Source organism: Mesorhizobium muleiense (assembly GCF_900099905.1).
In the GTDB taxonomy this organism is placed as follows: domain Bacteria; phylum Pseudomonadota; class Alphaproteobacteria; order Rhizobiales; family Rhizobiaceae; genus Mesorhizobium; species Mesorhizobium muleiense.
Genome location: NZ_FNEE01000010.1, coordinates 126246 through 149723, shown reverse-complemented (window position 1 = coordinate 149723; position 23478 = coordinate 126246). Strand labels below are relative to the sequence as shown.

General features: G+C 63.6%; 22 protein-coding genes. 11 read left to right on the top strand and 11 right to left on the bottom strand.

Features of this window, described 5'->3' with window-relative positions; genetic code table 11:
• Nucleotides 1-179 precede the first annotated feature (179 nt).
• The 7 genes from BLT09_RS18920 (at nt 180) to olsB (ending at nt 7724) form a co-directional block, all read left to right on the top strand.
• A complete protein-coding gene (locus BLT09_RS18920) occupies nt 180-665 on the top strand; it encodes a DUF1772 domain-containing protein (RefSeq protein ID WP_091595567.1) in 486 nt (161 codons plus the stop codon).
• Nucleotides 666-754: 89 nt separating this feature from the next.
• Complete coding sequence (locus tag BLT09_RS18915) at nt 755-1792, top strand: RsmD family RNA methyltransferase (protein WP_091595677.1); 1038 nt, start codon at nt 755-757, stop codon at nt 1790-1792.
• The gene (locus BLT09_RS18910; protein WP_091595565.1) at nt 1793-2644 is read left to right on the top strand and encodes a TrmH family RNA methyltransferase; all 852 of its coding nucleotides are present in this window, start codon (nt 1793-1795) and stop codon (nt 2642-2644) included.
• A gap of 2 nt (nt 2645-2646) precedes the next feature.
• Nucleotides 2647-3159 (top strand): signal peptidase II, encoded by a 513-nt coding sequence (gene lspA / locus BLT09_RS18905; RefSeq protein WP_236473443.1) that lies wholly within the window; start codon nt 2647-2649, stop codon nt 3157-3159.
• A gap of 53 nt (nt 3160-3212) precedes the next feature.
• Nucleotides 3213-4202, top strand: a complete 990-nt coding sequence (gene acuI / locus BLT09_RS18900) for an acrylyl-CoA reductase (NADPH) (protein WP_027153069.1) — start codon at nt 3213-3215, stop codon at nt 4200-4202.
• Between the two features lie 180 nt (nt 4203-4382).
• Nucleotides 4383-6671 carry a PAS domain-containing hybrid sensor histidine kinase/response regulator gene (locus tag BLT09_RS18895; protein WP_091595561.1) on the top strand — a complete coding sequence of 763 codons (2289 nt, stop codon included), beginning with the start codon at nt 4383-4385 and terminating at the stop codon, nt 6669-6671.
• Between the two features lie 177 nt (nt 6672-6848).
• A complete protein-coding gene (gene olsB, locus BLT09_RS18890; protein WP_167366477.1) occupies nt 6849-7724 on the top strand; it encodes a l-ornithine N(alpha)-acyltransferase in 876 nt (291 codons plus the stop codon).
• 84 nt (nt 7725-7808) lie between these two features.
• Here the strand turns inward: olsB and BLT09_RS18885 are convergent, their stop codons facing one another.
• Both BLT09_RS18885 and grpE read right to left on the bottom strand, forming a co-directional pair.
• The gene (locus BLT09_RS18885) at nt 7809-8441 is read right to left on the bottom strand and encodes a trimeric intracellular cation channel family protein (RefSeq protein WP_023797432.1); all 633 of its coding nucleotides are present in this window, start codon (nt 8439-8441) and stop codon (nt 7809-7811) included.
• Between the two features lie 119 nt (nt 8442-8560).
• Nucleotides 8561-9196, bottom strand: coding sequence for a nucleotide exchange factor GrpE (gene grpE / locus BLT09_RS18880; RefSeq protein ID WP_091595557.1), 636 nt, complete (start codon nt 9194-9196; stop codon nt 8561-8563).
• A 239-nt stretch (nt 9197-9435) separates the two neighbouring features.
• On the opposite strand from grpE, the gene BLT09_RS18875 reads away from it, so the two are divergent.
• Nucleotides 9436-9669 carry a hypothetical protein gene (locus tag BLT09_RS18875; protein ID WP_023797430.1) on the top strand — a complete coding sequence of 78 codons (234 nt, stop codon included), beginning with the start codon at nt 9436-9438 and terminating at the stop codon, nt 9667-9669.
• 134 nt (nt 9670-9803) lie between these two features.
• Nucleotides 9804-10826, top strand: coding sequence for a fatty acid desaturase (locus BLT09_RS18870; RefSeq protein ID WP_091595555.1), 1023 nt, complete (start codon nt 9804-9806; stop codon nt 10824-10826).
• A 75-nt stretch (nt 10827-10901) separates the two neighbouring features.
• On the opposite strand, the gene BLT09_RS18865 is transcribed toward BLT09_RS18870, so the two are convergent.
• From BLT09_RS18865 to cysG, 6 genes are all read right to left on the bottom strand, one after another.
• Nucleotides 10902-11522, bottom strand: coding sequence for a DJ-1/PfpI family protein (locus BLT09_RS18865; RefSeq protein ID WP_027153074.1), 621 nt, complete (start codon nt 11520-11522; stop codon nt 10902-10904).
• Between the two features lie 137 nt (nt 11523-11659).
• Nucleotides 11660-12196 (bottom strand): DUF934 domain-containing protein, encoded by a 537-nt coding sequence (locus BLT09_RS18860; RefSeq protein WP_091595553.1) that lies wholly within the window; start codon nt 12194-12196, stop codon nt 11660-11662.
• A 161-nt stretch (nt 12197-12357) separates the two neighbouring features.
• Nucleotides 12358-13122: a phosphoadenylyl-sulfate reductase gene (locus tag BLT09_RS18855; RefSeq protein WP_091595551.1), complete on the bottom strand. Its 765-nt coding sequence runs from the start codon at nt 13120-13122 to the stop codon at nt 12358-12360.
• Nucleotides 13097-14767 carry a nitrite/sulfite reductase gene (locus tag BLT09_RS18850; RefSeq protein ID WP_091595549.1) on the bottom strand — a complete coding sequence of 557 codons (1671 nt, stop codon included), beginning with the start codon at nt 14765-14767 and terminating at the stop codon, nt 13097-13099. Before BLT09_RS18850 ends, BLT09_RS18855 begins: the two co-directional genes overlap by 26 nt.
• 47 nt (nt 14768-14814) lie before the next feature.
• Complete coding sequence (locus BLT09_RS18845) at nt 14815-15120, bottom strand: DUF2849 domain-containing protein (protein WP_023797424.1); 306 nt, start codon at nt 15118-15120, stop codon at nt 14815-14817.
• On the bottom strand, nt 15117-16568 hold the full coding sequence (cysG, locus tag BLT09_RS18840; RefSeq protein ID WP_091595547.1) for a siroheme synthase CysG: 1452 nt from the start codon (nt 16566-16568) through the stop codon (nt 15117-15119). The genes BLT09_RS18845 and cysG overlap by 4 nt, the downstream gene beginning before the upstream one ends.
• A 439-nt stretch (nt 16569-17007) precedes the next feature.
• On the opposite strand from cysG, the gene BLT09_RS18835 reads away from it, so the two are divergent.
• Nucleotides 17008-17457, top strand: coding sequence for a baeRF12 domain-containing protein (locus BLT09_RS18835; RefSeq protein WP_091595675.1), 450 nt, complete (start codon nt 17008-17010; stop codon nt 17455-17457).
• A 213-nt stretch (nt 17458-17670) separates the two neighbouring features.
• On the top strand, nt 17671-19440 hold the full coding sequence (gene ybaL, locus BLT09_RS18830) for a YbaL family putative K(+) efflux transporter (RefSeq protein ID WP_091595545.1): 1770 nt from the start codon (nt 17671-17673) through the stop codon (nt 19438-19440).
• 60 nt (nt 19441-19500) lie between these two features.
• On the opposite strand, the gene BLT09_RS18825 is transcribed toward ybaL, so the two are convergent.
• The 3 genes from BLT09_RS18825 to BLT09_RS18815 all read right to left on the bottom strand — a co-directional run bounded on the left by BLT09_RS18825 (nt 19501) and on the right by BLT09_RS18815 (nt 23404).
• Nucleotides 19501-20253, bottom strand: coding sequence for an SDR family NAD(P)-dependent oxidoreductase (locus tag BLT09_RS18825; RefSeq protein WP_065010150.1), 753 nt, complete (start codon nt 20251-20253; stop codon nt 19501-19503).
• A gap of 56 nt (nt 20254-20309) precedes the next feature.
• On the bottom strand, nt 20310-22562 hold the full coding sequence (locus BLT09_RS18820; RefSeq protein ID WP_091595673.1) for a transglycosylase domain-containing protein: 2253 nt from the start codon (nt 22560-22562) through the stop codon (nt 20310-20312).
• 452 nt (nt 22563-23014) lie between these two features.
• Entirely contained in the window at nt 23015-23404 is a 390-nt protein-coding gene (locus BLT09_RS18815; RefSeq protein ID WP_027153082.1) for a hypothetical protein, read from the bottom strand.
• Nucleotides 23405-23478: the final 74 nt, after the last annotated feature.

The window sequence follows — 23478 nt, the reverse complement described above, 5'->3', positions numbered from 1 at the left end:
AGTAGGGGAGTAGGGGAGTAGGGGAGTCGTACCATTGGATCGGCTTCGTGCAAGCCATACTTTCCCTATTCACTTGCTGCTTTATCCCTACTCCCCTACTCCCCTACTCCCCTACTCCCCTACTCCCCTACTCCCTTCCCTTCGGAACGTCTCCGGCGTCACCCCGTTGTTCGGGCGTTATGGAGATACGCGGGTTCCTGTTGTTCTGGTCCATCTTGGCCGCCGTTGTCGCGGCGCTCAGCCTTGGACCGTCCTTCGCCCATGTCCTGGAATCGGCTCCTCGGCTGACGAAGTGGTCGCCTTCGCTCTGGCGCGAGGCCACTGTCTTCAACGCCCAGTTCCAGCTGTTTGCCGTCATTGGCGCGCCACTGGACCTGGCCGCGATCGGCTGTCCGGGACTGCTCGCTTGGATGCTGCGCAATGACCGACCGGCGTTCTGGTATGCGTTGGCCGCTGCCGTGATCTATGCGGTGTCTCTTGCGATGTGGTTTGCTCTCGTCAAGCCGGCGAACGATATTCTGGCCACCTGGGTGCCTGGGCCGATTCCGGAGAATTTCGAAGCGATCCGGCTGCGTTGGGAAACCGGCCATATGATCGTCGCCGGCTTCAAGGCCGTCGGCTTCGTATCGCTGGTTGCCGCCCTGCTCTTCATCAGGCGCGGCTGACCGTTTCGGAAATGTCCGGCGACTGCGTTTGTTGCGCCGGTGAATGTGCTGTGGCAGAAGCGGGCCACGTCGGCCCGGAGATGCGCTTCTTGAAACCTTTTCGCGACAAACGCCGCGACAGCCGCTCGCATCAGCTCGCAAAGGGCGGGGCGGAACCGCGCGGAACCGGCGCATCGGGCAACCGCACCGAGCCGATAGCCGCGCCGCGCGTCCTTTCCCGCCGCGACGGCGCCCTGCCCGCCGAACACCTGCCGCTGATCCTCGAAGTCGCGCCCAACGCCGACTACGCGTTGCTCGACAGCGGTGCCGGACAGAAGCTCGAGCAGTACGGCCCCTATCGCATCGTTCGGCCTGAAGGCCAGGCGATCTGGCAAAAAGCGTTGCCGGCCAAAGACTGGGACCGCGCCGACGCCATTTTCACCGGCGACACCGACGAGGAAGGCATCGGCCGCTGGCGTTTCCCCAGGACGCCGCTCGGCGAAACCTGGCCAATGAAGCATGACGGCATCGATTATCTCGGCCGCTTCACCTCGTTTCGCCATGTCGGCGTGTTCCCCGAGCAGGCCTCGCACTGGGATCACATGGCCGGGCTGATCGCGGCGGCGAAGCGGCCGGTCAAAGTGCTGAATCTGTTCGGCTATACCGGCCTTGCCTCGCTGGTGGCGGCGCGCGCCGGCGCCGAGGTCACCCATGTCGATGCTTCCAAGAAGGCGATCGGCTGGGCCAGGGAGAACCAGGAGATGGCGGGCCTGTCGCAAAAGCCGATCCGTTGGATCGTCGACGACGCCCTAAAATTCGCCGAGCGCGAGGAGCGCCGAGGCAGCCGTTACGACATCGTCCTGTTCGATCCGCCCGCCTATGGCCGTGGCCCCAGGGGCGAGGTCTGGCAATTGTTCGAGGATCTGCCGGCTCTGACCGACCTCTGCCGCTCGATCCTGACGCCGAAGCCGCTCGCTGTCGTGCTGACCGCCTATTCGATCCGCGCTTCCTTCTTCGCCATCCATGCCTTGATGCGCGACACTTTTGCCGGCATGGGCGGCACGGTCGAATCCGGCGAACTGATTATCCGCGAGAAATCCGCCGGCCGGGCGCTGTCCACCTCGCTGTTCTCGCGCTGGGTGGCCTGAATGAGCGAGCGGCACGCCGGCGCGCCAGGGCAGGTGAAGGAAGTCACCAGCCTTGCCAATCCGTTGATCAAGGACATCAAGGCGCTCTCGCTGAAGAAATACCGCGACCAGCAGAACGCATTCATGGCCGAGGGGCTGAAGCTGGTCATCGACGCGCTCGACCTCGGCTGGTCGATCCGGACACTGGTCTTCGCCAAAGCCGGACGCGGCAACGCGGCGGTCGAAAAGGTCGCGGCACGCACGGTTGCCGCCGGCGGCACCGTGCTCGAAGTTTCGGAAAAAGTGCTCGTCGCCATCACCCGCCGCGACAACCCGCAAATGGTGGTCGGCGTCTTTTCGCAAAAGTTCCTGCCGCTGAAGGACATCCGCGCTCAAGACGGCGACGTCTGGGTGGCGCTGGACCGCGTGCGCGACCCCGGCAATCTCGGTACCGTCATCCGCACCGTCGATGCCGTTGGCGCCAAGGGCATCATCCTGGTCGGCGAGACCACCGATCCTTTTTCCGTCGAGACCGTCCGCGCCACGATGGGCTCGATCTTCGCCGTGCCGGTGGCCAAAGCGACGCCGGAAGCCTTCCTTGCGTGGCGAAAAAGCTTTCCTGGCCTGGTTGCCGGCACACATCTGAAGGGTGCGGTCGATTACCGTTCGGTCGACTTTTCCAAAGGCCCGGTGCTGCTGATGATGGGCAACGAACAGCAGGGCCTGCCCGAAAGCCTGGCCGAAAGCTGCGACAGATTGCTGCGGATTCCACAGTCCGGTCGGGCCGATTCGCTCAATCTCGCTGTGGCCACCGGCATCATGCTGTTCGAGATCCGGCGCGGCGCGCTGAAACTTGCCGCGGAGGGCGCCTGACCGTGACATCCCGAACGGTGAAATCCCCAACGGCAAAATCCTGGGTGCCCTACGTCGTGCTGGTCGCCGCCGCGGTGACGCTCGACCAGTGGGTGAAATATCTGGTCGAGACCGGCCTCCCTTTTCAGGAAAAGGTCGATCTTGTCCCGTTCCTGGCATTGTATCGCACCTACAACACCGGCATCGCCTTCTCGATGTTTTCGTCCTTCGGTGACACCGGCCTGGTGGTCATCGCCGCTTTCGTCGTCGCTTTCGTGCTCTATCTCGCGGCCCGCACTCCGCCCGGCCACGTGCTTACCCGCATCGGCTTTGCGCTGATCGTCGGCGGCGCGCTCGGCAATCTGTTCGACCGCGTTACCTATGGCCACGTGATCGACTACATCCTGTTTCACACCCCAATATGGTCCTTCGCCATCTTCAACCTCGCCGACGCCTTCATCGCGGTCGGCGCGGTGGTGGTCGTCCTCGACGAACTCATTGGTTGGCGGCGTGAGGCCAAGCCCTCAAGCGATTGACCTGGCCTTCTGCCGCCATACAGTGTCCCATTCAAGAAGCCCGAGGAGAAGACATGCCCGAAACCTTCAAAGCCATCCTCGTTTCGCGCGACGCCGAGAAGAAGCAGTCGGTCGCGATCACCGACCTTACTGAAGCCGACCTGATGGAAGGCGATGTCACCGTCGCCGTCGAGGCGACGACGGTGAACTACAAGGACGGCCTCGCCATATCCGGCAAGGCGCCGGTGATCCGCCGCTGGCCGCTGGTGCCGGGCATTGATTTCGCCGGCACCGTCATCTCGTCCTCCCATGCCGACTGGCGCACGGGGGACAAGGTCATATTGAACGGCTGGGGCGTCGGCGAGACGCATTTTGGCGCCTATGCCGAGCGCGCCCGTGTCAAGGGCGACTGGCTGGTGCCGCTGCCCCAGGGCATGAGCCCGCATGATGCGATGGCGGTCGGCACGGCAGGTTACACCGCCATGCTTTGCGTTATCGCGCTGGAACGGCACGGCATCGTGCCGGAACGCGGCCCCGTCGTGGTGACGGGCGCGGCCGGCGGCGTCGGCTCGGTCGCGGTTTCGATTCTGTCCAGCCTCGGCTATCACGTCGTCGCCTCGACCGGCCGCAGCGCTGAAAGTTCCTACCTGACCGACCTGGGTGCTTCGGAGGTGATTTCGCGCGACGAGCTTGCCCAGCCTGCAAAGCCGCTCGCCAAGGAACGCTGGGCCGGCGGCGTCGACGCGGTCGGCAGTCACACCCTGGCCAACGTCCTTTCGATGACCTCCTATGGCGGCGCCGTCGCCGCCTGCGGCCTGGCCGGCGGCATGGATCTGCCGACGAGCGTCGCCCCGTTCATCCTGCGCGGCGTTTGTCTCCTCGGCATCGATTCGGTGATGGCGCCAAAAACGGTCCGCATGGAGGCGTGGCGCCGGATCGGCACGGACCTCGACCTCCAGAAGCTCGCCAACCTGTCCACGACCATTGGCTTCGATGGCATCATCGACGCCGCGCACGATATCGTCGAGGGCAAGGTCCGCGGTCGCGTGGTGGTGGACATGTGAGCGGTTTTTAATGCATGTCGAGCAAAAGCATGACCCAGGGTGTGCAGCGGTGAAGCGCCTCGCATGAGGCCGGCCAAACGCGACGCGCTTCAGGAGCGGAGAGGAAAAAACCGCGCGACCGCTAAAATTCGAACGATCCGCGGTAATTTTCCATAATCTCTGTCTGGCAAGGGTTTCCGCATGGTCACGGAATCCGGCATCAGAGAAACAGAGAGCGCCGAAAACGTCGACGGGATCGGCCCGGAGGCGCCAAGCCGGCAGCATATCGCGGCGCCGCCACTGGCGCCTGAATTGCCCGCCGCCAATCGCGAAGGCCTGCCGTTCCTGATGCTCGTCGCCATCGTCGTGCTGGCGGGCCTGTCGCATCTGACCGGCGCGCCGATCTTCATCACCGTCGGGCTTTTGTCGACTGGCATGGCAGGCCTTGCCGTGCATCTGCGTGCCAGGCGCACGGCGCGCCGCACGGTTGCGCTGCTTGGCGAGACCGCAGCGCGCAGCCGCGCCGAGGTTGAGAGCCTGGCCGACCGCGTGTGGGAGATGCAGGAGAGCGAGGAACGCTTTCGCGGGCTGATCGACGCGCTTGGCGATCTCGTCGTCCATCGCGACCGTGACGCCCACATCGTCTATGCCAACAAGGTTTTCGCCGAGCTTGTCGGAGCCGACCAGCGCGACCTTGCCGGCAAGGCCCTGGCCGACCTCGGCATTGACGTCGGCATAGTTCCCGATGCCGCTTTTTCCGACCATGAATGCCTGAGCTCCACCGACGTCGCCATTAGAACACCGAGCGGCCCGCGCTGGTTCTCATGGATCGAACTGTCCGTGCGCGACAAGGAGAGCGGCGCTGTCTCGCATCGCGCCATCGCCCGCGACATTACCGCCCGCAAGCACGCCGAAACGTCGCTGATCACCGCCCGCGAGCGAGCCGAATATGCAAGCCAGGCCAAATCGCGCTTCCTCGCCACCGTCAGCCACGAGATCCGCACGCCGATGAACGGCATCATGGGCATGGCCAAGCTGCTGGCGGACACCGGGCTCTCGCCGCAACAACGGACCTATGTCGGCGCCATCTCGACCTCGGCCAGCGCGCTGCTGGCGCTGATCGAGGACCTGCTCGACTATTCCAAGATCGAGGCCGGCCGCTTCGATCCCGAACCGCAGCCAATGTCGGTGCGCGAGATCGCCGACAACATCGTAGAACTCCTGGCGGCGCGTGCCTTCGCCAAGAACATCGGCCTTGGCTGCCATGTCGAACCCGACGTGCCGCAGATGATATCAGCCGATCCTGGAAGGGTCAGGCAGGTGCTGCTCAACCTCATCGGCAACGCCATCAAGTTCACCGACAGCGGCGGCGTGTTGGTGAGCATCGCTCGTGCCCGCACCGAAACCACCGACCGCATAGGCTTCACCGTCACCGACACCGGTCCCGGCCTGCACGAGGACGACCTGGAGCGCATCTTCGAGGAATTCGAACAGGCTGACGGCACGTCGACTCGCGCGCATGGCGGCGCCGGGCTCGGTCTTGCCATCTCCAGGCGCCTGGTGATCGCCATGGGCGGCACGATCTCGGTGTCGAGCCAGCTCGGCCAGGGTTCGGAATTCGTCTTCGAAATCCCTGCAATATCGGCCACCGAGCCGCCGCAGAGCCGTCGGGATGCGCTGTCAGGGCGGCGCGCCGTGATCCTGTCGAAGAACGCCATCGAGGCCGACGCCATCGCCCGCACCATCCGCGCCAATGGCGGCAAGGTCGATCTGGCCACCACCGCCGCCCAGGCAGCGTCCTTCGCCGAAGGCTGCGACGCGCTTTTGGTCGATGCGGCCATGGAGGAAGGCGACGGCAGGTTGCTCAAGCGCCTTCGCCAGAGCGGCTTTGCCGATTGCGAGGCGATCACACTGATCGCGCCAACCGACCGCGGCATGCTGGGCGAGTTCCGCGCCAGCGGCTACGCCACCTTTCTGGCAAGGCCGGTGCGTGGCGAAACGTTGCTTCGCGTGCTTTTGACCAGCAGCGTGCCTGCCCTCACCCAGCCGCAGCCGGAAAAGCGCGGCGCACCAACCGCCCGCGCCATTGGCGGCCGGCGGCGGGGCCTGTCCGTGCTGATCGCCGAGGATAACGACATCAACGCCATGCTTGCCCGTGCCACGCTGCTAAAGGCCGGGCATCGCGTGAAACTGGTCGGCAACGGCAAGGCCGCCGTCGAGGCCATCACCGGCACCGACCACAAGTACCGCTTCGACGTGGTGCTGATGGACCTGCACATGCCTGTCATGGACGGGCTGGACGCGATCGCCGCCATCCGCCGGCACGAGGAGGAAACCGCCGTGTCGCCGGTTCCGATCATGGTGCTGTCGGCGGACAGTCAGGAAACGACCCGCCACGCAGTGCTCGCCCATGGCGCCAGCGGCTTCGTCACCAAGCCGCTCGACCCCGACGCGCTTGTCCATGCGGTCGAGGGTCACGTGGCCGCTTGATCCGCCGGCTGTCCTTGCCTGGCTTACCTGCAGAACATAGCCGGTTGAAGAGTTGACCAGCCGACGAAGTATTGCCGGCAGGGCCGTATCACGGTACTGTCACAATCCTGTTGCACCTACGCCGTATCCCCGTGCCAAGAGGGATGGCTCGAAGGAGAATCACTCGTGCATACAGTTATGCCGGAATGTGACGCTCGGCCGAACGCCAGGGGTGCTTTGCTCACCGGGCGCAACGTCGATGCTGTCATAAAAGGCGAAGCGCTTGGCCGTATCGGCAACCTCGAAGTGCGGCTCGCACGCAACGAGGCCGAGATCGCAGCCGCGCAGGAAGTGCGCTACCGGGTGTTCTATGACGAGCTCGGCGCCAGGAAAACCCTGTTTCAGGTGCAGGACCGCCGCGACGCCGACCATTTTGATCCGCTCTGTGATCATCTGCTCGTCTTCGACACCTCGCTGTCCGGTCCCGAGCATCGCCGCATTGTCGGCACCTACCGCCTGTTGCGGCAGGAGATCGCGGCAGCGGCCGGCGGCTTCTATTCCGAGGGCGAGTTTGAGCTGACCAATCTTATCGCCCGCCATCCCGGCCAGCGTTTCCTCGAGCTCGGCCGCTCCTGCGTCTTGCCGGAATACCGCTCGAAGCGCACCATCGAGGCGCTCTGGCAAGGTATCTGGGCCTATATCAACCATTATGGGATCGGCGTGATGACCGGTTGCGCCTCGTTCCCCGGCACCGTGCCGGCGGCACACGCCGAAGCGCTGACCTATCTCGCCCATCACTGCCGGACGAATTCGGCCTGGGACGTGCGCGCCGTCGCCGGCCGCTACTGTTCCATGGATTTGATGCCGATCGAGGCGGTCAACGCCAAGGCCGCGATCGCGGCGATGCCACCGCTGGTCAAGGGCTATCTGCGCGTCGGCGCGCGCATCGGCGACGGCTGCGTCATCGACCGCGAATTCTCGACGGTCGACGTGTTCGTGGTGATGCCGGTCAAGGAGATCGGCGCCCGCTACGTCAGCTATTATGGCGGGGAAGCCCAGCGCTTCGCCGCCTGAATTCCAATGAGTAGCTAATAGCGAGTAGCGAGAGTTCCGCCAATTCGCTGCGGATCGTTGTCCCTATTCGCTACTCGCCTCATTTCACGGAATATCTTCCGGCCGCCGGCCGGGCCGGCTCTTGTAGGACGGAAAGGCCCAGCCGAACTTAAGCGCGCCGCCACGCACGCAGAAAGCGGCTATGAAGCCCACCAGGCCCGAGGCGAGCGGCGGCAGTCCGGCGAGATCGCCTGTTGTAAACAGGATGGCGCCCGCAAGGGCGGCGGTGACATAGATTTCTGGTCTCAAGAGCACCGAAGCCTCACCGGCCAGCAGGTCGCGCAAGATCCCGCCGAACGTGGCGGTGAGCACGCCGGTAACAACGGACACGACCGGCGAGCCGGTGATGGCCAGGCCCTTGGCGGCACCCATCACCGAAAACGCGGCGAGGCCGACGGCGTCGAGCCAGAGCAGTAATTTCCAGCGGGATTCGAGACGGTGCGCCCCGAAAAAGACAAGCATCGCCACCACCGCGCAGATCAGCACATAGCCAGAGTTGGTAACCCAGAAGACCGGAAGATTGAGGATGACGTCACGAAACGTGCCACCGCCGATGCCGGTGACGCTGGCCAGGAACAGAAAGCCGATGATGTCGAGCTGCTTGCGCGAAGCGGCCAGCGCACCGGTCGCCGCGAAGACGGCGACACCGGCATAGTCGAGAAGCTCGATCGGGTTCAAGGGCATAGCGGAGTAGGAGAGCGGGTGAATAGGGATGTATGAATAGCACGAAGCCGCACGATTGGTACGGCTCCTTTACCCTACTGCCCCTACTGCTCCTACTGCCCTATTCCCTTAACTTACGCATCCTTCTCAGCTTGCTCATTCACCGGCCCTGGCTCGACCGGCGCTTCGCTTGCCACATGCTTGGGACCGCCCTTGGCAACGCCGACCATGGCCGGCCGCAACACCCGCTCACCGATCGAATAGCCTGGCTGCACGACCTGGACCACCGTGTTGGCCGGCACCTCCGGATTGGGCACCTCGAACATCGCCTGATGGAAATTCGGGTCGAATTTCTCGCCTTCCGGCTCGAGCTTCTTCACTCCGTGCCGCTCGAGCGCCGATAGCATGGCGCGCTCGGTGAGTTCGACGCCCTCGATCAGTGACTTCAAACCGGCATCACCTGACGCCTTGGACTCAGCCGGGATCGCATCCAGTGCGCGGCGCAGATTGTCCGATACCGACAGCATGTCACGGGCGAAATTGGCAACCGCATAGGCGCGTGCATCGTGCACGTCACGGGCGGTACGGCGGCGCAGATTCTCCATCTCGGCTGCGACGCGGAGCGCGCGGTCCTTCAACTCGTCGTTTTCCTTCAGCAGCCGCACAAGCGCTTCATAGTCGCCGTCGGCGCTGCCTTGCGTGTGTTCGGTGGCAGCCCCGGCCGTCTCGGCTTCATCGGGCGCGCGTTCGTCTTTTGCCTGGTCGCTCATCGCCGTTTCCCGTCATTTCAAATGATGTGGATTTTGTGCCCGATATCGAGGTTTGGCGGCCAAAAATCAAGGGGCAAGCGATACTGGACAGGCCGCTCGCACTTTTGACGACGCATCATGGAGACCTTTCGATATTAATTCAAATTTTACTGTAACCACCGGCTTTGCTTGCCAAGATGCTGCGATGGGGGAACCATTCGTCTGCTGGAAGAGTTTCGAAACCGACACAGGATTTTGAGATGGCGACCCGCAACGACGGCGACCGTAAGAATGGCGCCCCCAACGATGACGAAAGACGTGAAAGGCTGGCGGCCGGCATCAGGCGCCAGTTCGGCACGGAGGCAACGATGCACTTTCTGCGCGCGTTGCCGGCGTTCCGGACGGAGAACGACATTCCCGATCGTTTCAGGGAATTGCTTGACCGCCTCGACGGCATCGAAAGCAGCGTAGCCGCCGGTGGCAACCGGCGATAGACAACACACACGCCTGTCGCTGCGCGCCATTGGCATGCCTTTTGCCGCAGCTTGCGCGTCGCGCGACAATTACCCGCAGTAACTTTGCGTGATGCCTGGCTTGCGGCGACGAAATGGTCCGTCTATGCTTCCTGATGAACATGATTTCCCCCGAAGCTGTAGCGAACAGCAAGCGTGCCTGGTTGAAGATCCTGGCGCGCTACAAGAAACCTGACAGGCGGCGCAGCGCCGTCGAACTTGCCATCACTCTCATCCCCTTTGCCACGCTGTGGGCACTGTCCTCGGCTGCCTATGCCTATGGCCATTGGTGGGGTCTGATCCTCATCCTTCCGGCCGCCGGCTTTCTGGTGCGGATCTTCATGATCCAGCACGATTGCGGCCACGGTTCCTTCTTCGCCAACCGCACCGCCGACGACTGGATCGGCCGCGGCCTGGGGATCCTGACTTTGACGCCTTACGATTGCTGGCGGCGTGCCCACGCAACCCATCATGCCAGCGCCGGCAATCTCGATGAGCGCGGCACGGGCGACATCAAGACGCTGACTGTCGCGGAATATCGGCAAATGTCCTGGCGGGGCCGCCTTGCCTATCGTCTCTATCGCCATCCGCTCGTCATGTTCGGCCTCGGCCCCATTTGGCTTTTCATCTTTGAACAGAGACTGCCGGTCGGCATGATGCGAGGCGGCCTCACGCCCTGGGTGTCGTCGATGGCCACCAACGCGGCCATCGCGGTCGCCGCCGCCGCCCTTGTCTGGTTCGTCGGTCTCGAAGCGTTCCTGGTCGTCCATTTGCCCATCGTCGTTCTCGCCGGGTCCGCCGGCATCTGGCTGTTCTATGTCCAGCACCAGTTCGAAGAGACAGAGTGGGCAAAGGACTCCGAATGGGAGTTCCAGCATGCGGCCCTGCACGGCTCGTCCTATTACGACCTGCCGCCGGTACTGAACTGGTTCACCGGCAATATCGGCGTCCATCACGTGCACCACCTCTCCGCCAAGGTGCCGTGCTATCGTCTGCAGGAGGTCCTGAGGGACTATCCGGAACTGCGCGAAATTGGCCGCGTCACGCTTCTCGACAGCCTGCGCTGCGTCAAGCTGGCGCTGTGGGATGAGAGCCGCAGCAAGCTGATATCGTTTCGCGAAGCGCGGATGACTGCATAAAGCACATCCCAAAAACGAACGCGCGGCGCTGTAAAGCCGCCGCACCACAGGTACGGCGGCTTTTATAATGGTGGCTCAAGCCGCCTGGCGTTCGTCGCGCATCAGGATCTCGCCGTGGCGGATCTCGGTGCCAAGCACTTTCAGGCATTCGCGCATGAAGGCGGCCAGCCCCGGCCAGCCCTTGGCCGACACCAGATTGCCGTCGACATGGGCGCCGGTCGGCGCGACATCGATGTAGGTGCCGCCAGCGAGCGTGACTTCCGGCTCGCAATACTGCAGCGCCGCGACTTCCCTGCCACGCAGCACGCCGTCGACCGCCATCAGGATCTGCGCGCCGTGGCAAATGGTGAATATCGGCTTGCCGGTCTCGTGGAAATGCCGCACCAGCGCCTGCACGCGCTTGTCGATGCGGATATATTCCGGCCCGCGCCCGCCTGCCGCATAGACGGCATCGTATTCAGCCGGATTGACCTCGGAAAACGTCTTGTTGAGGATGTAGTCGTGGCCGAGCTTTTCCGTATAGGTCTGGTGACCCTCGAAGTCGTGCAGCGACGTCTTCAGGATATCGCCTGCCTTCTTGTCGGGACACACGACATGCACGGTGTGGCCGACCGCATGCATGGCCTGTTCAAAGACGAAAATCTCGTATTCCTCGCTGAACTCGCCAACGAGCATCAATATCTTCTTACCAGCCATTCCCGGTTCCTCCCTTGGTGGCGAATTTATTTCGGATCGCGAAATAATAGGCCTTATCTTAAGGTGCGGATGCCGAAAATAAAAGATTGAATCGGCAAAGTGGTCCGACCAGATGCGACTCGCTCCGTCGGGGGAGATCAACCGGTGCGCACCCGCCGCCAGGAATATTTGGGGCCTTTGGCCTCCGGCTTCACGGTCGGCTGGTAGGACAGCGGCAGACCGCCGGTGCGGCCTTCCTCGAGCCGTTTCAGCAACACTGGATTTGATACTTCGAACTCGTCGAAGCCGAGGCGCAGCATATGCGGAAGCTGGTCGACCAGAACCTGTCCGGTGGCGCGGACCGCGCCCTCGAAACGGTAGCGGCTGCGCAGCAGTTCGCCCTTGGAGAAGGAGCGGCCGTCACTGAAAGCCGGGAAGGCCAGCGCCACCAGCGATATCTGGTCGAGCAGGTCCGCGATCTTTTCGAGCTGATCGCCGGGCTGAAGCAGCACGCCGAGGCGCTCCTTCGCCGACCGGCGCACCGCCGGATCGAGGTCGAGAAGCACCTGCAGTGGCAGGATGAAGCGGCCATTGCCGGACAGTGCGTCGGCGCTCTCGGCATGGCTCCACTCGTCCTCGCTAAAACCTGTCGGGGTCCAGAGGCGGGTGGCGTTTTCCGCTATCGATTCATTCATCGAGAAATTCCCAAGCCCACAAAATTCCAAAGTTCAAAACGCTCGAGGGTGTGTTGAGATTCAGGTAAGGCCGAGCCGAGAATGGTGGCTTCCGAGAACCGGAGCGGAGCGTACTTTAGGTACGTGCCGCCATTCGCAGGCCAGCCTCACCTGAATATACCCTAAAGCGATGCGTCGGTCAGCGACTTCTCCAGCCCCGACAAATGGATGCCGCACTCTGTCTTGGCGTGCCCCACCCAGCGGCCGCTGCGTGCATCCTCGCCCGGCTGCACCGGCTGCGTGCACGGGAAGCAGCCTATCGATAGATAGCCATAGGCGACCAGTGGATTCTCACGCAGCGCATGCGCGCGCATATAGTTGGCCTGGTCTGATGTCGTCCAATGCGCCAGCGGATTGATGCGGATGCGCGAGCCGACCGCTTCGAACACCGGCAGGGATGCTCGCGTCGTCGCCTGAAAACGCTTGCGGCCGGTGAACCAGGCGCGGAACGGCTCGACGCCGCGCGCCAGCGGCTCGACCTTGCGGACCTCGCAGCAGGCGTCGGTGTCGGTTTCGTTCAGATTACCGGTCGGATCGATCCGTTCGAGCGCCGCTTCTTCGGGAGTGATCACCCTTATATCGGTCAGCCCGAAATCGGCAACCAGCGCGTCGCGATAGCCGAGCGTCTCCTCGAAGTGCTTGCCGGTGTCGAGGAAGATGACCGGCAGCGTCCGGTCGATCTTGGCGATCATGTGCAGAAGCACTGCAGAATCCGCCCCGAACGACGAAACTGCGGCGATTTCACCGTGAAAGAATTCCCGGGCCGACCGCTCGATGATCTCCAGCGGCTTGAGATGACCATAGAGCGCATCGAGCCCCGCCGCTTCGGCGGCGATGCCGGCCTCGGCGTCGACGATACGATCAAGCGGCCTTGGCTTCGCCAGCATAGAGCGCCTCCTTGAACGGCGCGGGACCGACACGGCGGTAGGCGTCGATGAATTTTTCGTTTCTGTCCAGCCGGAGGCCGAGATAGGTCTCGACGATTTGCTCGATGGCGTCGGTGATCTCTGCCGAGCTGAAGCCGCGGCCGATGATCTCGCCGACCGAGGTGTTCTCGTCGGCCGAGCCGCCGAGCGTGACCTGGTAGAGTTCGGCGCCCTTCTTCTCGACGCCGAGGATGCCGATATGGCCGACATGGTGATGGCCGCAGGCATTGATGCAGCCGGAAATCTTCAGCTTCAATTCGCCGATCTCGCGCTGACGCTCGAGCGAAGCGAAACGACGCGAGATTTCCTGCGCCACCGGAATCGAGCGCGCCGTGGCCAGCGCGCAATAGTCGAGGCCCGGGCACGAGATGATGTCTGATATCAGGTTGGAATTGGCGGTCGCCAGTCCGATGTCGACCAGCGCGTCATAGACCGCCTTGAGGTCGGCCCGCGCGACATGCGGCAGGATCAGGTTCTGCTCATGGCTGACGCGCAGCTCGTCGAAAGCATATTTTTCGGCAAGGTCGGCGACCGCTTCCATCTGGCTGTCGGAGGCATCGCCCGGCGCTTCGCCAATGGCCTTGAGCGAGATGGTCACGGCGGCATAATCGGGGTGACGGTGTGTCACCACGTTCTGGTCGAGCCATTCCGAAAAGCTCTTCGAATCGAGGCGGGCGAGCTTGACGGCCTCGTCGCCTTCCGGCCGTTCGGCCAGCGCCGGTGGTGCGAAATAGGCATCGATGGCGCGGATGTCGGCTTCCGGCAGCTTTAGATCCGCATCCTTCAGCTCCTGCCATTCGGCCTCGACCTGGCGGGTGATCTCCTCGACGCCGGTCTCGTGGACGAGGATCTTGATGCGCGCCTTGTATTTGTTGTCGCGGCGGCCGTAGAGGTTGTAAACGCGCAGGATCGCCGTGCAATAGGACAGAAGGTCGGCCTCGGGCAGGAAGTCGCGGATCTTCTTGGCGATCATCGGCGTACGGCCCTGGCCGCCGCCGACATAGACGGCGAAACCGAGTTCGCCGGCAGCGTTCTTCTTCAAATGCAGGCCGATGTCATGCGTCTGGATGGCGGCGCGGTCGCGCTCCGCGCCGGTCACCGCGATCTTGAATTTTCTCGGCAGGAACGAGAATTCCGGATGCACCGACGACCATTGGCGCAGGATTTCCGCATAAGGACGCGGATCGGCCACCTCGTCGGCGGCGGCACCGGCAAAGTGGTCGGCGGTGACGTTGCGGATGCAGTTGCCGCTGGTCTGGATGGCGTGCATCTCGACGCTCGCCAGATCGGCCAGGATCGCCGGAACGTCCGACAGCGCCGGCCAGTTGAACTGGATGTTCTGGCGCGTCGTGAAATGGCCGTAGCCCTTGTCGTATTTGCGGGCGATGTGGCCAAGCATGCGCAACTGCTTGCTGTTCAGCGTGCCGTAAGGCACCGCGATGCGCAGCATGTAGGCGTGCAACTGCAGGTAGACGCCATTCATCAGCCGCAGCGGCCGGAACTGATCCTCGGTGATCTCGCCGGCAAGCCGCCGCGCGACCTGATCGCTGAACTCGGCGACGCGGGCCTGGACGAAATCGTGATCGAACTCATCGTAACGGTACATGTCTGGTCTTTCCGGGCGCGTCCGCCCGTTGTCTTCAATGTGGTCGTTTACGCCGCCCGGGCGGCTACCGGGCGGGCCTGCTTGCCCAGGTCGTTGCGGTTGGTCGGGCCGGCGGCGCGGATCTTTTCGCGCAGCCGGACCGGCTCGACGACACCATTGGCGACGGTCACGTCGATCAGATTGACGTCGACCACTTCATTGTTGGCAGAGGCCGTGGCGCCGATCGCCTCCAGCCGGTCTTCAGCCGCCTTGTCATAGGCGACATCGGCATTGTCGATGGTCTCGGCCCAGCCGCCATTGGCGTACCAGACGGCTTCGCCGTCGGCGAGGCGGTTTGCAGTCAGGACTTTCATCGTTCAGCTCCTTCGGCGGCTGTTTGGGCCGCGCCTTCATGCCTGTGTGCCGCCAGCGGCTCGGAACGTTCAAAGTTGGCGCCGGCGACCGCATCGCCGATGATGGTCATGACCGGACCGGTAAGGTCGGCGCGAATCTCCAGCGACGGCAGGTCGGCGAGCGTGCCGTGGAAACGGCGCCGGTTGGCAAGGCTGGCATTCTCGACCACGGCGACCGCAGTATCCGGCGACAGGCCGGCCTCGATCAGCCGGCCGGCAACCTCGGCCGCGACCGAGCGGCCCATATAGACGGCGACCGTGGCGCCGGAAATGGCGAGCTTTGCCCAGTCGGGCAGCGAATTTCCCTTGAGGTCGTGGCCGGTGGTGAACACCATCGACGACGACACGCCGCGCAGCGTCAGCGGCAGCTCGAAATCGGCGGCGGCGGCGAAGGCCGCGGTGACGCCCGGAACCACCTCATAGGCGATGCCGGCATCGCGCAGCGCTGCCATTTCCTCGCCCGCCCGGCCGAACACCAGCGGATCGCCGGATTTCAGCCGCACGACGCGCTTGCCGTCGCGGCCGAGCTCGATCAGCAGCGCATTGATCTCGGCCTGGCTCTTGGTGTGGCAGCCCTTGCGTTTGCCTACCGGCAGACGCTCGGCGTCGCGACGGCCCATGGCGACGATCGCCTCCGGCACCAGCGCATCATGGACGATGACATCGGCTTCCATCAGCAGCCGGTGGGCGCGCAGCGTCAGCAGGTCTTCGGCGCCGGGACCCGCGCCAACCAGGGCAATGTGACCCGATGCCGGCGCGTTCGAAAGCAACAGGTCGACGGCAGCACCGTGCGCCTGCGAAAGCTGGCCAGCCTCCATGGCGCGGGCCGGCGCGCCGCCGAAAAACTCGCTCCAGAAGCGGCGGCGGGCATTGCCTTTCAGCAGCAATCTCTCAACAGTGCCGCGCAACGAGGCAGCAAGCGAAGCAAGCGGCCCGAGCGACGGCGACAGCATGCGGTCGATGCGGCTGCGCAGCATCTGGGCAAGCACCGGTCCGGCCCCTTCCGTGCCGATGGCAATGGCGACCGGCGCGCGGTTGACCAGCGCCGGGGTGAAGAAATCGCACAGCTCCGGCCGGTCGACGGCATTGACCGGAATGCCCAGCCGGCGCGCATCCTCGGCAACGCGGCGGTCAAGCGCCTCGTTGCCGCTGGCAGCAAACACCATCACCGCGCCTTCGAGATGCGCGGCCTCATAGGCGGCAGCGATGTGGACGGCGCCATTCGCGGCGATGAAGGCCAGCAAATCATGCTCGGGGGCATCGGCTATGATGCGCAAGACGGCGCTTGACTGGCCGATCAGCCGCGCCTTGGCCAGAGCCTCCTCGCCGCCGCCGACGATGGCCACAGCTTCGCCAGCGACCCGCATAAAGACGGGAAAGGCGTTGAGCTTGGCGGGGGCCTGCGGCATAGCGAGCGGAATCCTGAATACGCTGTCGGTTTTACGCGCGGGCGCGAAAAAACAGAAGGAACGCACTCGCGCATCGCTTCGTGCGAAGCAATCGCTTTTCCGCAAGCACCAGAGGCAGGAGAAAAAAATTCCACACCCACGAGTGGAGCGGATCCAAGCCGCTGTTGCGAGCCTTGATCTGCGGCCGTTCTAGCGACAAGCGAAGTATATTACAAAACACTTTTTTCTAAATTCTACCAATCTAGTAGATTAAAGCCGACATGCTCTGAGCACCGTCATCCCCGCTGGTTGGCTTGCTCGCCGTGCTTGTCGTCACCGGAACATTCCTGCCTCGGCGCGCGTTTGCTCCTCTGCGAATCCGAGCCTGGCTGTCCAGCTGCGGCAATGGCTCCAGAGACGGGCCTGGAAAACCATGAAAAACAGAAAAAGGAGCGCTCCGGTGAACAACCTCAAGTTGAAACGCGGGCTGTGGGTCGTGGTCGCCGACGGCGAGAAGGCACTGTTCCTCGAGAACCGTGGCGACACCCAGTATCCCGACCTTCAGGTCGTGCAGGAGATGGAACAGGAAAATCCGGCGACGCGAGAGCAAGGTTCGGACCGCCCTGGCCGCTACAGCGACGGCCCATCCGTCCACCGCAGCGCAGTCGAGGACACTGACTGGCATCGCCTCGGCAAGGAGCGTTTCGCCGACGAAGTTGCCGAGCGCCTATACAAGCTCGCGCATCGCGGCGCCTTCAAGGAGATGGTGCTGATCGCACCGCCGCAGGTACTGGGTGACATGCGTCGAAAACTGCACAAGGAAGTTGCCGGGAAAATCACAGCGGAAATTCCCAAGACGCTGACCAACCACACCATCGTCGACATCGAAAACCTGCTGCAGGCCACCTGATCGGGCATCAGGCGCAGGCGGTTTCTTTTTAGCAGCAACCATTGCCAGCCCGAGGCGGCCCGCCTTCTGCCAACCCCACCTTCTGCCGGCCCTTGTCGTATATTCCATGGCATTTGCGGTTGCCTCGCGGCCATCCGGGCCGCCATATTGCAAGGCGGCTGCTTCGGGCGGTGCATATCCGACATCGTAATTTTGAAAGGCGCTCCATAGACAATGCCGCATGACACGCCGCTTATCGCCACCATCGTCGCCGGTTTGGGGCTGGCTTTCGTCTTCGGCGCAATTGCCAATCGCTTCCGCATCCCGCCGCTGGTCGGCTACCTCGTCGCCGGCGTCCTGGTCGGGCCGAACACGCCGGGCTTCGTCGCCGATACCGGCCTCGCCAATGAACTGGCCGAAATCGGCGTGATCCTGTTGATGTTCGGCGTCGGCCTGCATTTCTCGCTGAAGGACTTGTTGTCGGTCCGCGCCATCGCCGTGCCCGGCGCCATCGTGCAGATCGGCTTCGCGACGGCGCTCGGCGCCGGCCTTGCCTGGATGCTCGGCTGGTCGATGGGCGCGGGGCTGGTGTTCGGGCTGGCGCTTTCCGTCGCCTCGACCGTGGTGCTGCTGCGTGCCTTGCAGGAGCGGCGGCTGATCGAGACCGAGCGCGGCCGCATCGCCGTCGGCTGGCTGATTGTCGAGGATCTGGCCATGGTGCTGGCGCTGGTGCTTTTGCCGGCATTGGCCGGCGTGCTGGGTGGCCAGCAGCAAGTGGAGAGCCATAGCAGTCTGCTGTCGCTGCCGGCGAGCTTCGGCGTCTGGGGTATCGTCGGCATGACGTTGGCCAAGGTCGCGGCCTTTGTCGTCGTTATGCTGGTGGTCGGCCGCCGGGTCATCCCCTGGATCCTGCACTACGTCGCCCATACCGGGTCGCGTGAATTGTTCCGGCTGGCGGTGCTGGCCATCGCGCTCGGGGTCGCTTTCGGCGCGGCCAAGCTATTCGGCGTCTCGCTGGCGCTGGGCGCATTCTTTGCCGGCATGATCATGAGCGAATCCGAACTCAGCCATCGGGCGGCCGAGGAATCGCTGCCGCTGCGCGACGCCTTTTCCGTGCTGTTCTTCGTTTCGGTCGGCATGCTGTTCGACCCGTTCAGCCTGGTCAGCAATGGCTGGCCGATCTTGGCGACGCTGGCCATCATCGTCATCGGCAAATCGCTGGCGGCCTTCGTCATCGTCGTCGCCTTCCGTTATCCGATCGCGACCGCGTTGATGATTTCGGCAAGCCTGGCCCAGATTGGCGAATTCTCCTTCATTCTGGCCGAGCTCGGCGTCGGGCTGAAGTTGCTGCCCGAACAAGGACGCGACCTCATCCTCGCCGGTGCTATCCTGTCGATCGTCCTCAACCCGCTGATGTTCCTTGCCGTCGACTGGATGAAACCATGGCTGGAGAGGCGCGCCGGCAAGGCGGCGTCGCTCGACGAGGCGAAGCCGATCGGCCCCGCCACGGAGCCAGGCCAGTTGGCTTCGGTTGCGGCACCGGTGAAAGAGGATGGCCCGCCGCCCAGGACAGCGCTTACCGGCCACTCCATCCTGGTCGGCTATGGCCGTGTCGGCAGCTTCGTCGGCGCGTCCTTGAAGAAGGCCGCCCTGCCCTTCCTCGTCATCGAGGATGCCGACAAGACGCTGGCGAAGCTCAGGGACGACGGCATCGAAACCGTGTCAGGCAACGCCGCGAATAGCGAGGTGTTCGCCGCAGCCAATCCCGAGGGCGCGAAGCGGCTGATCCTCGCCATCCCCAACGCCTTCGAGGCGGGACAGATCGTGCTGCGCGCCCGCGCCGCCAACCCGAAGATCAACGTCATCGCCCGCGCCCACTCCGATGCCGAGGTCGAGCATCTCAAGGGGGTCGGAGCCGACACGGTCATCATGGGTGAGCGCGAGATCGCGCGCGGGATCGTGGAAGAGGTTTTGGCAGCACCGAAAGCGCCTTCAGCAGCCTAAGCCGGCGCCGCCCCTCACCCTCTCCCCGTGAAGAACTAGAGAGGGTAAGGGTGAAAAAGCTCACACGTGCTGGCCGCCATTGATGTGGATTTCCGAGCCCGTCACATAGGACGCCTGCTGCGAGCAAAGGAAGAAGATGATGTCGGCGACTTCCGCCGTGGTGCCCAGCCGCCGCAGCGGAATCGTCTCGACGATCTTTTCCGTGCCCGGTGACAGGATCGCGGTGTCGATCTCGCCGGGTGCGATGGCGTTGACGCGGATGCCGTGCGGGCCGAAATCATGCGCCATTTCGCGCGTCAGCGAGCCAAGTGCCGCCTTCGACGTCGCATAAGCGGTGCCGGCGAAGGGATGCACGCGCGTGCCGGCGATCGAAGTGACGTTGACGATCGAGCCTTTGGCCGACGCCAATTCCCTGAACAATCCCCGCGCCAGCATGATCGGCGCAAAGAAATTCACCTGGAACACGTCGCGCCAGACATGCATCGGCGTGTCGATCGAATTCATGCGGCTGTTGCCGTCCTTGAGCTTCGGCGAGATGCCGGCATTGTTGACCAGCGCATGCAGCTGGCCGCCATGCGCTTCCAGCCGATGGCGGATCTCCGAGATCGCGATGCCGACATCCTCCTGGTCGGCGAGATCGACCTTGATATGGTCCTCCGGACCGGCCGGCCACGGGCAGTCGTCGGCAAAGGCCTGGCGCGAGCAGGTGATGACGCGCCAGCCTTCGCGCGAAAAGCGCTTAACCGTGGCGTGGCCGATGCCGCGGCTGGCGCCGGTCAGCACGATGGTCTTTCTGGTGTCGGTCTCGGCCATTCACGATCTCTCTTAAACCGCAGATGTAGCGGAACACGGCAGCGATGACGAGGGGGTCAGCCGCCGGTGAGGATGTCGAGGATCGAGGTCTGCCGCTTCTTGACCGGGCCGCCGACATCGGCGGGCGGCACCGGGCGCTTGATCGATGCGGTGGTGCCGCCACCGCCCGGCATGCCGAAGCCGCCGGCATCGACCGTTTCGGCGGGGCGCACGGCGCGAGGCGGCGACGCTTTTTGAGCGGTCGGCGCGGATTGGCCAACCGAAGCGGACGGCACCGGCGCCGGTTGCGCCGTGTTGGGCGGTAATTCGTCCTGCACGATCGTATCGGCAGGCGTCGACCTCCATGTTCCAGGCAGCGGCCGCACCGGCACGCCTTCGTGCGCGGCGACCATGAACTCATGCCAGGCCTGCGCCGGCAGCGCGCCGCCGGTGACCTTCTTCATCGGACCGCCATCGTCATTGCCGAACCAGACTCCGGTGGTGAGATTGGCGGTATAGCCGATGAACCAGGCGTCGCGCGAATTCTGGCTGGTGCCGGTCTTGCCGGCGGCCGGCCAGGCAAAGGCCGCCTTCCTGGCAGTGCCGATTTCAACGGTGCCCATCATCATAGAGTTCATCATGCCGACGATCTCGGGCTTGATGACGCGCGGGGCGCCGCCATTGTTGTCGTAGAGCACCTTGCCGCCGGCTGTCGTCACGCGGCGGATGAAATGGACATCCGGCCGGTAGCCGCCATTGGCGAAGGGGACATAGGCCGACGTCAGTTCCAGCGGTGTCACTTCAGACGTGCCGAGCGCGATCGAGGTGTTGGCCGTTAGGTCGGACTGGACACCCATGCGATGCGCCGCTTCGACGACCGCGTCAGGCCCGACTTCCATGGTCAGCTGGGCGGCCACCGAGTTCAGCGACTTCGCCAGCGCCGTCGCCAGCGTCACCTTGCCGAAATACTTGCCGCCGTAATTGGTGGGCGTCCATTTGCCAATTTTGATCGGCGCGTCATTGCGCACGCTGTCGGGCGTGCGGCCGGCTTCCAGCGCCGCCATGTAAACAAAGGGCTTGAACGCCGAGCCCGGCTGGCGGCGCGCCTCCGAGGCGCGATCGAACTGGCTGGTCGAATAATCATAGCCGCCGACCATGGCGCGTACCGCGCCGGAATTGTCGATCGACACCAGCACGCCCTGGCTGGCATTGAGCTTTTTGCCGCTGCCGTCGATCAGTCGGCGGATCGATTGTTCGGCGAGCTTCTGCAGCGTCAGGTCGACGGTGGCGTCGACGATGATGTCGCCGCGCACGTCGCCGATCAGGTCGGGCAGTTCTTCCACGATGGCGTCGGCGACGTAGTTTTCCGAACCCGTCCAGTAGGATGCCACCCGCGACGCCGGCGCGCTCATCGCCGTTGTCAGTTCCTTGGCGCTGATCTTGCCTTCGTCGCGCATGGCGGCGAGAACAAGCTGCGAGCGCCGCTCGGCGGCCTTCGGGTCACGCGCCGGAGACAGTCGCGACGGCGCTTTCAACAGGCCGGCGAGAAGTGCGGCTTCGGGCAGCGTGACGTCGCGCGCGCTCTTGCCGAAATAGCGGCGCGAGGCCGCTTCGACACCATAGGCGCCGGAGCCGAAATAGACCCGGTTGAGATACATCTCGAGGATCTGGTCCTTGGTGTGCTTGTGCTCGAGCCACAGCGCCAGAAGCACTTCCTGCACCTTGCGTTCCAGCGTGCGATCGGGTGTCAGGAACAGGTTTTTCGCCAATTGCTGGGTCAGCGTCGAGCCGCCCTGCGAAAAACGCCCGCCGACAACGTTGGCCACCATGGCTCTGGACAGACCGATCGGGTCGATGCCCAAATGCGAATAGAAGCGGCGATCTTCGATGGCGATGACGGCCTCGGGAATATAGGTCGACATTTCATGCAGGCCGACGGCTTCGCCGCCGCTCATGCCACGATTGGCGAGCAGTTTTCCGTCGACCGAGACGATCCTGATATTGGGCGCCCGGTCGGGGATGGCCCAGGTTGTGGCCGCCGGCATTTTCGCACCGTAATAGACGACGATGCCGGCGGCGGCGATGCCGCCCCAGATGGCCAGCACGAAGCACCAGTAGGCCAACCGGCCGAGCACGCCGAACAGGCCGCGCCGGCTTTTGCCGCTTCCTCGACGCGACGGTTTTGTCTTGGCCGATTGGCGCATTGCAGAGGTTTTGCGGTTGCTCGGCACGACGCGATCCTCCTCGCTCACCGAAAAACCGGCCGAGGATTTCGCCCGTGGCGGTCCCTCGAAGCTCGGTTCGATGCGGCTGTCTCTGCGGTTCGCCATGCGCTGTGCTGTCTGTCCCGATGCCTGTCGCATCGGCCTGAAAATCGGAATCGATTTTCGGAAAAAGCCGATGCGAAGCTTCAAAGTCTTAGAGCGTGCGTCCGAACGGACGCACGTCGCTCCATGGCGTTCCGGGTGAAGAGTAGATGCGGCGATTTAAGGGCGGGTTAAATGGTTCAAAGTTAATTCAATGCGTTACGGCACGTCACCGCTCCGTTCCTTGCTCCTGGCGGTCGGCAACAATGGCGTCTATCGCGAGACGGCGGGCGTTCTCGCATTTCGGCATCAACTGCCCAGCCGCAGTCGTTCGGCGCGGACCGCCGATAGCAAGGTTGCCGCAATCTATGCTCGTCATTAGAGCGCGATCGGTAAAGTGCGTTCGATCGCGCTCTAAACCATTGAATCTACGCATGACCTTGTCACCAAAGTCACGCGCACTGGGGGATCATGCGTTAGCCAATCGCAGCACGAACGGAAAGCGCTGCCCAGGATGATTGCATCGTCTCGCCCACATGGCAGTAGCAGACAATTTCGTGGAGCTCATTGTCGGTCAATTCGAAGAAACGCTTTGCTTCGCCATAAGTATCGTCTTTCAGCCCCTCATCGCGCAGGATCGAATCCTCGAAGGCAACCGATATTGGCGAGCCTTCGCTACGCATAATTTCGCGCTCGGGTGACGAACGATATTCGGTCCCGATAAGTGCGGTGAGGAGTCGGTTGGGCTGCCGTTCAAGAAGTTTTGACCAACGTTCGAGACGCTGGGTTCGGTCCATTGCCGGAGGCGTTGGGTCTCTGTGTACCTTTGCCACCGTATGCAGTTGGTCCAGTGTTTGGTGCCTCATGGCAACCTCCTAGTAGTAGGCGGGTTGGCCCCAAACTCCCTGTACCAAGATCATACCGCGAATGTGTCGATACG

Bases quoted from the DNA above. Each gene is read 5' to 3' on its own strand.
- BLT09_RS18920 (WP_091595567.1), top strand. From the start codon at position 180: ATGGAGATACGCGGGTTCCTGTTGTTCTGGTCCATCTTGGCCGCCGTT.
- BLT09_RS18910 (WP_091595565.1), top strand. From the start codon at position 1,793: ATGAGCGAGCGGCACGCCGGCGCGCCAGGGCAGGTGAAGGAAGTCACC.
- acuI (WP_027153069.1), top strand. From the start codon at position 3,213: ATGCCCGAAACCTTCAAAGCCATCCTCGTTTCGCGCGACGCCGAGAAG.
- BLT09_RS18895 (WP_091595561.1), top strand. From the start codon at position 4,383: ATGGTCACGGAATCCGGCATCAGAGAAACAGAGAGCGCCGAAAACGTC.
- olsB (WP_167366477.1), top strand. From the start codon at position 6,849: ATGCCGGAATGTGACGCTCGGCCGAACGCCAGGGGTGCTTTGCTCACC.
- grpE (WP_091595557.1), bottom strand. From the start codon at position 9,196: ATGAGCGACCAGGCAAAAGACGAACGCGCGCCCGATGAAGCCGAGACG.
- BLT09_RS18875 (WP_023797430.1), top strand. From the start codon at position 9,436: ATGGCGACCCGCAACGACGGCGACCGTAAGAATGGCGCCCCCAACGAT.
- BLT09_RS18870 (WP_091595555.1), top strand. From the start codon at position 9,804: ATGAACATGATTTCCCCCGAAGCTGTAGCGAACAGCAAGCGTGCCTGG.
- BLT09_RS18865 (WP_027153074.1), bottom strand. From the start codon at position 11,522: ATGGCTGGTAAGAAGATATTGATGCTCGTTGGCGAGTTCAGCGAGGAA.
- BLT09_RS18860 (WP_091595553.1), bottom strand. From the start codon at position 12,196: ATGAATGAATCGATAGCGGAAAACGCCACCCGCCTCTGGACCCCGACA.
- BLT09_RS18855 (WP_091595551.1), bottom strand. From the start codon at position 13,122: ATGCTGGCGAAGCCAAGGCCGCTTGATCGTATCGTCGACGCCGAGGCC.
- BLT09_RS18850 (WP_091595549.1), bottom strand. From the start codon at position 14,767: ATGTACCGTTACGATGAGTTCGATCACGATTTCGTCCAGGCCCGCGTC.
- BLT09_RS18845 (WP_023797424.1), bottom strand. From the start codon at position 15,120: ATGAAAGTCCTGACTGCAAACCGCCTCGCCGACGGCGAAGCCGTCTGG.
- cysG (WP_091595547.1), bottom strand. From the start codon at position 16,568: ATGCCGCAGGCCCCCGCCAAGCTCAACGCCTTTCCCGTCTTTATGCGG.
- ybaL (WP_091595545.1), top strand. From the start codon at position 17,671: ATGCCGCATGACACGCCGCTTATCGCCACCATCGTCGCCGGTTTGGGG.
- BLT09_RS18825 (WP_065010150.1), bottom strand. From the start codon at position 20,253: ATGGCCGAGACCGACACCAGAAAGACCATCGTGCTGACCGGCGCCAGC.
- BLT09_RS18820 (WP_091595673.1), bottom strand. From the start codon at position 22,562: ATGGCGAACCGCAGAGACAGCCGCATCGAACCGAGCTTCGAGGGACCG.
- BLT09_RS18815 (WP_027153082.1), bottom strand. From the start codon at position 23,404: ATGAGGCACCAAACACTGGACCAACTGCATACGGTGGCAAAGGTACAC.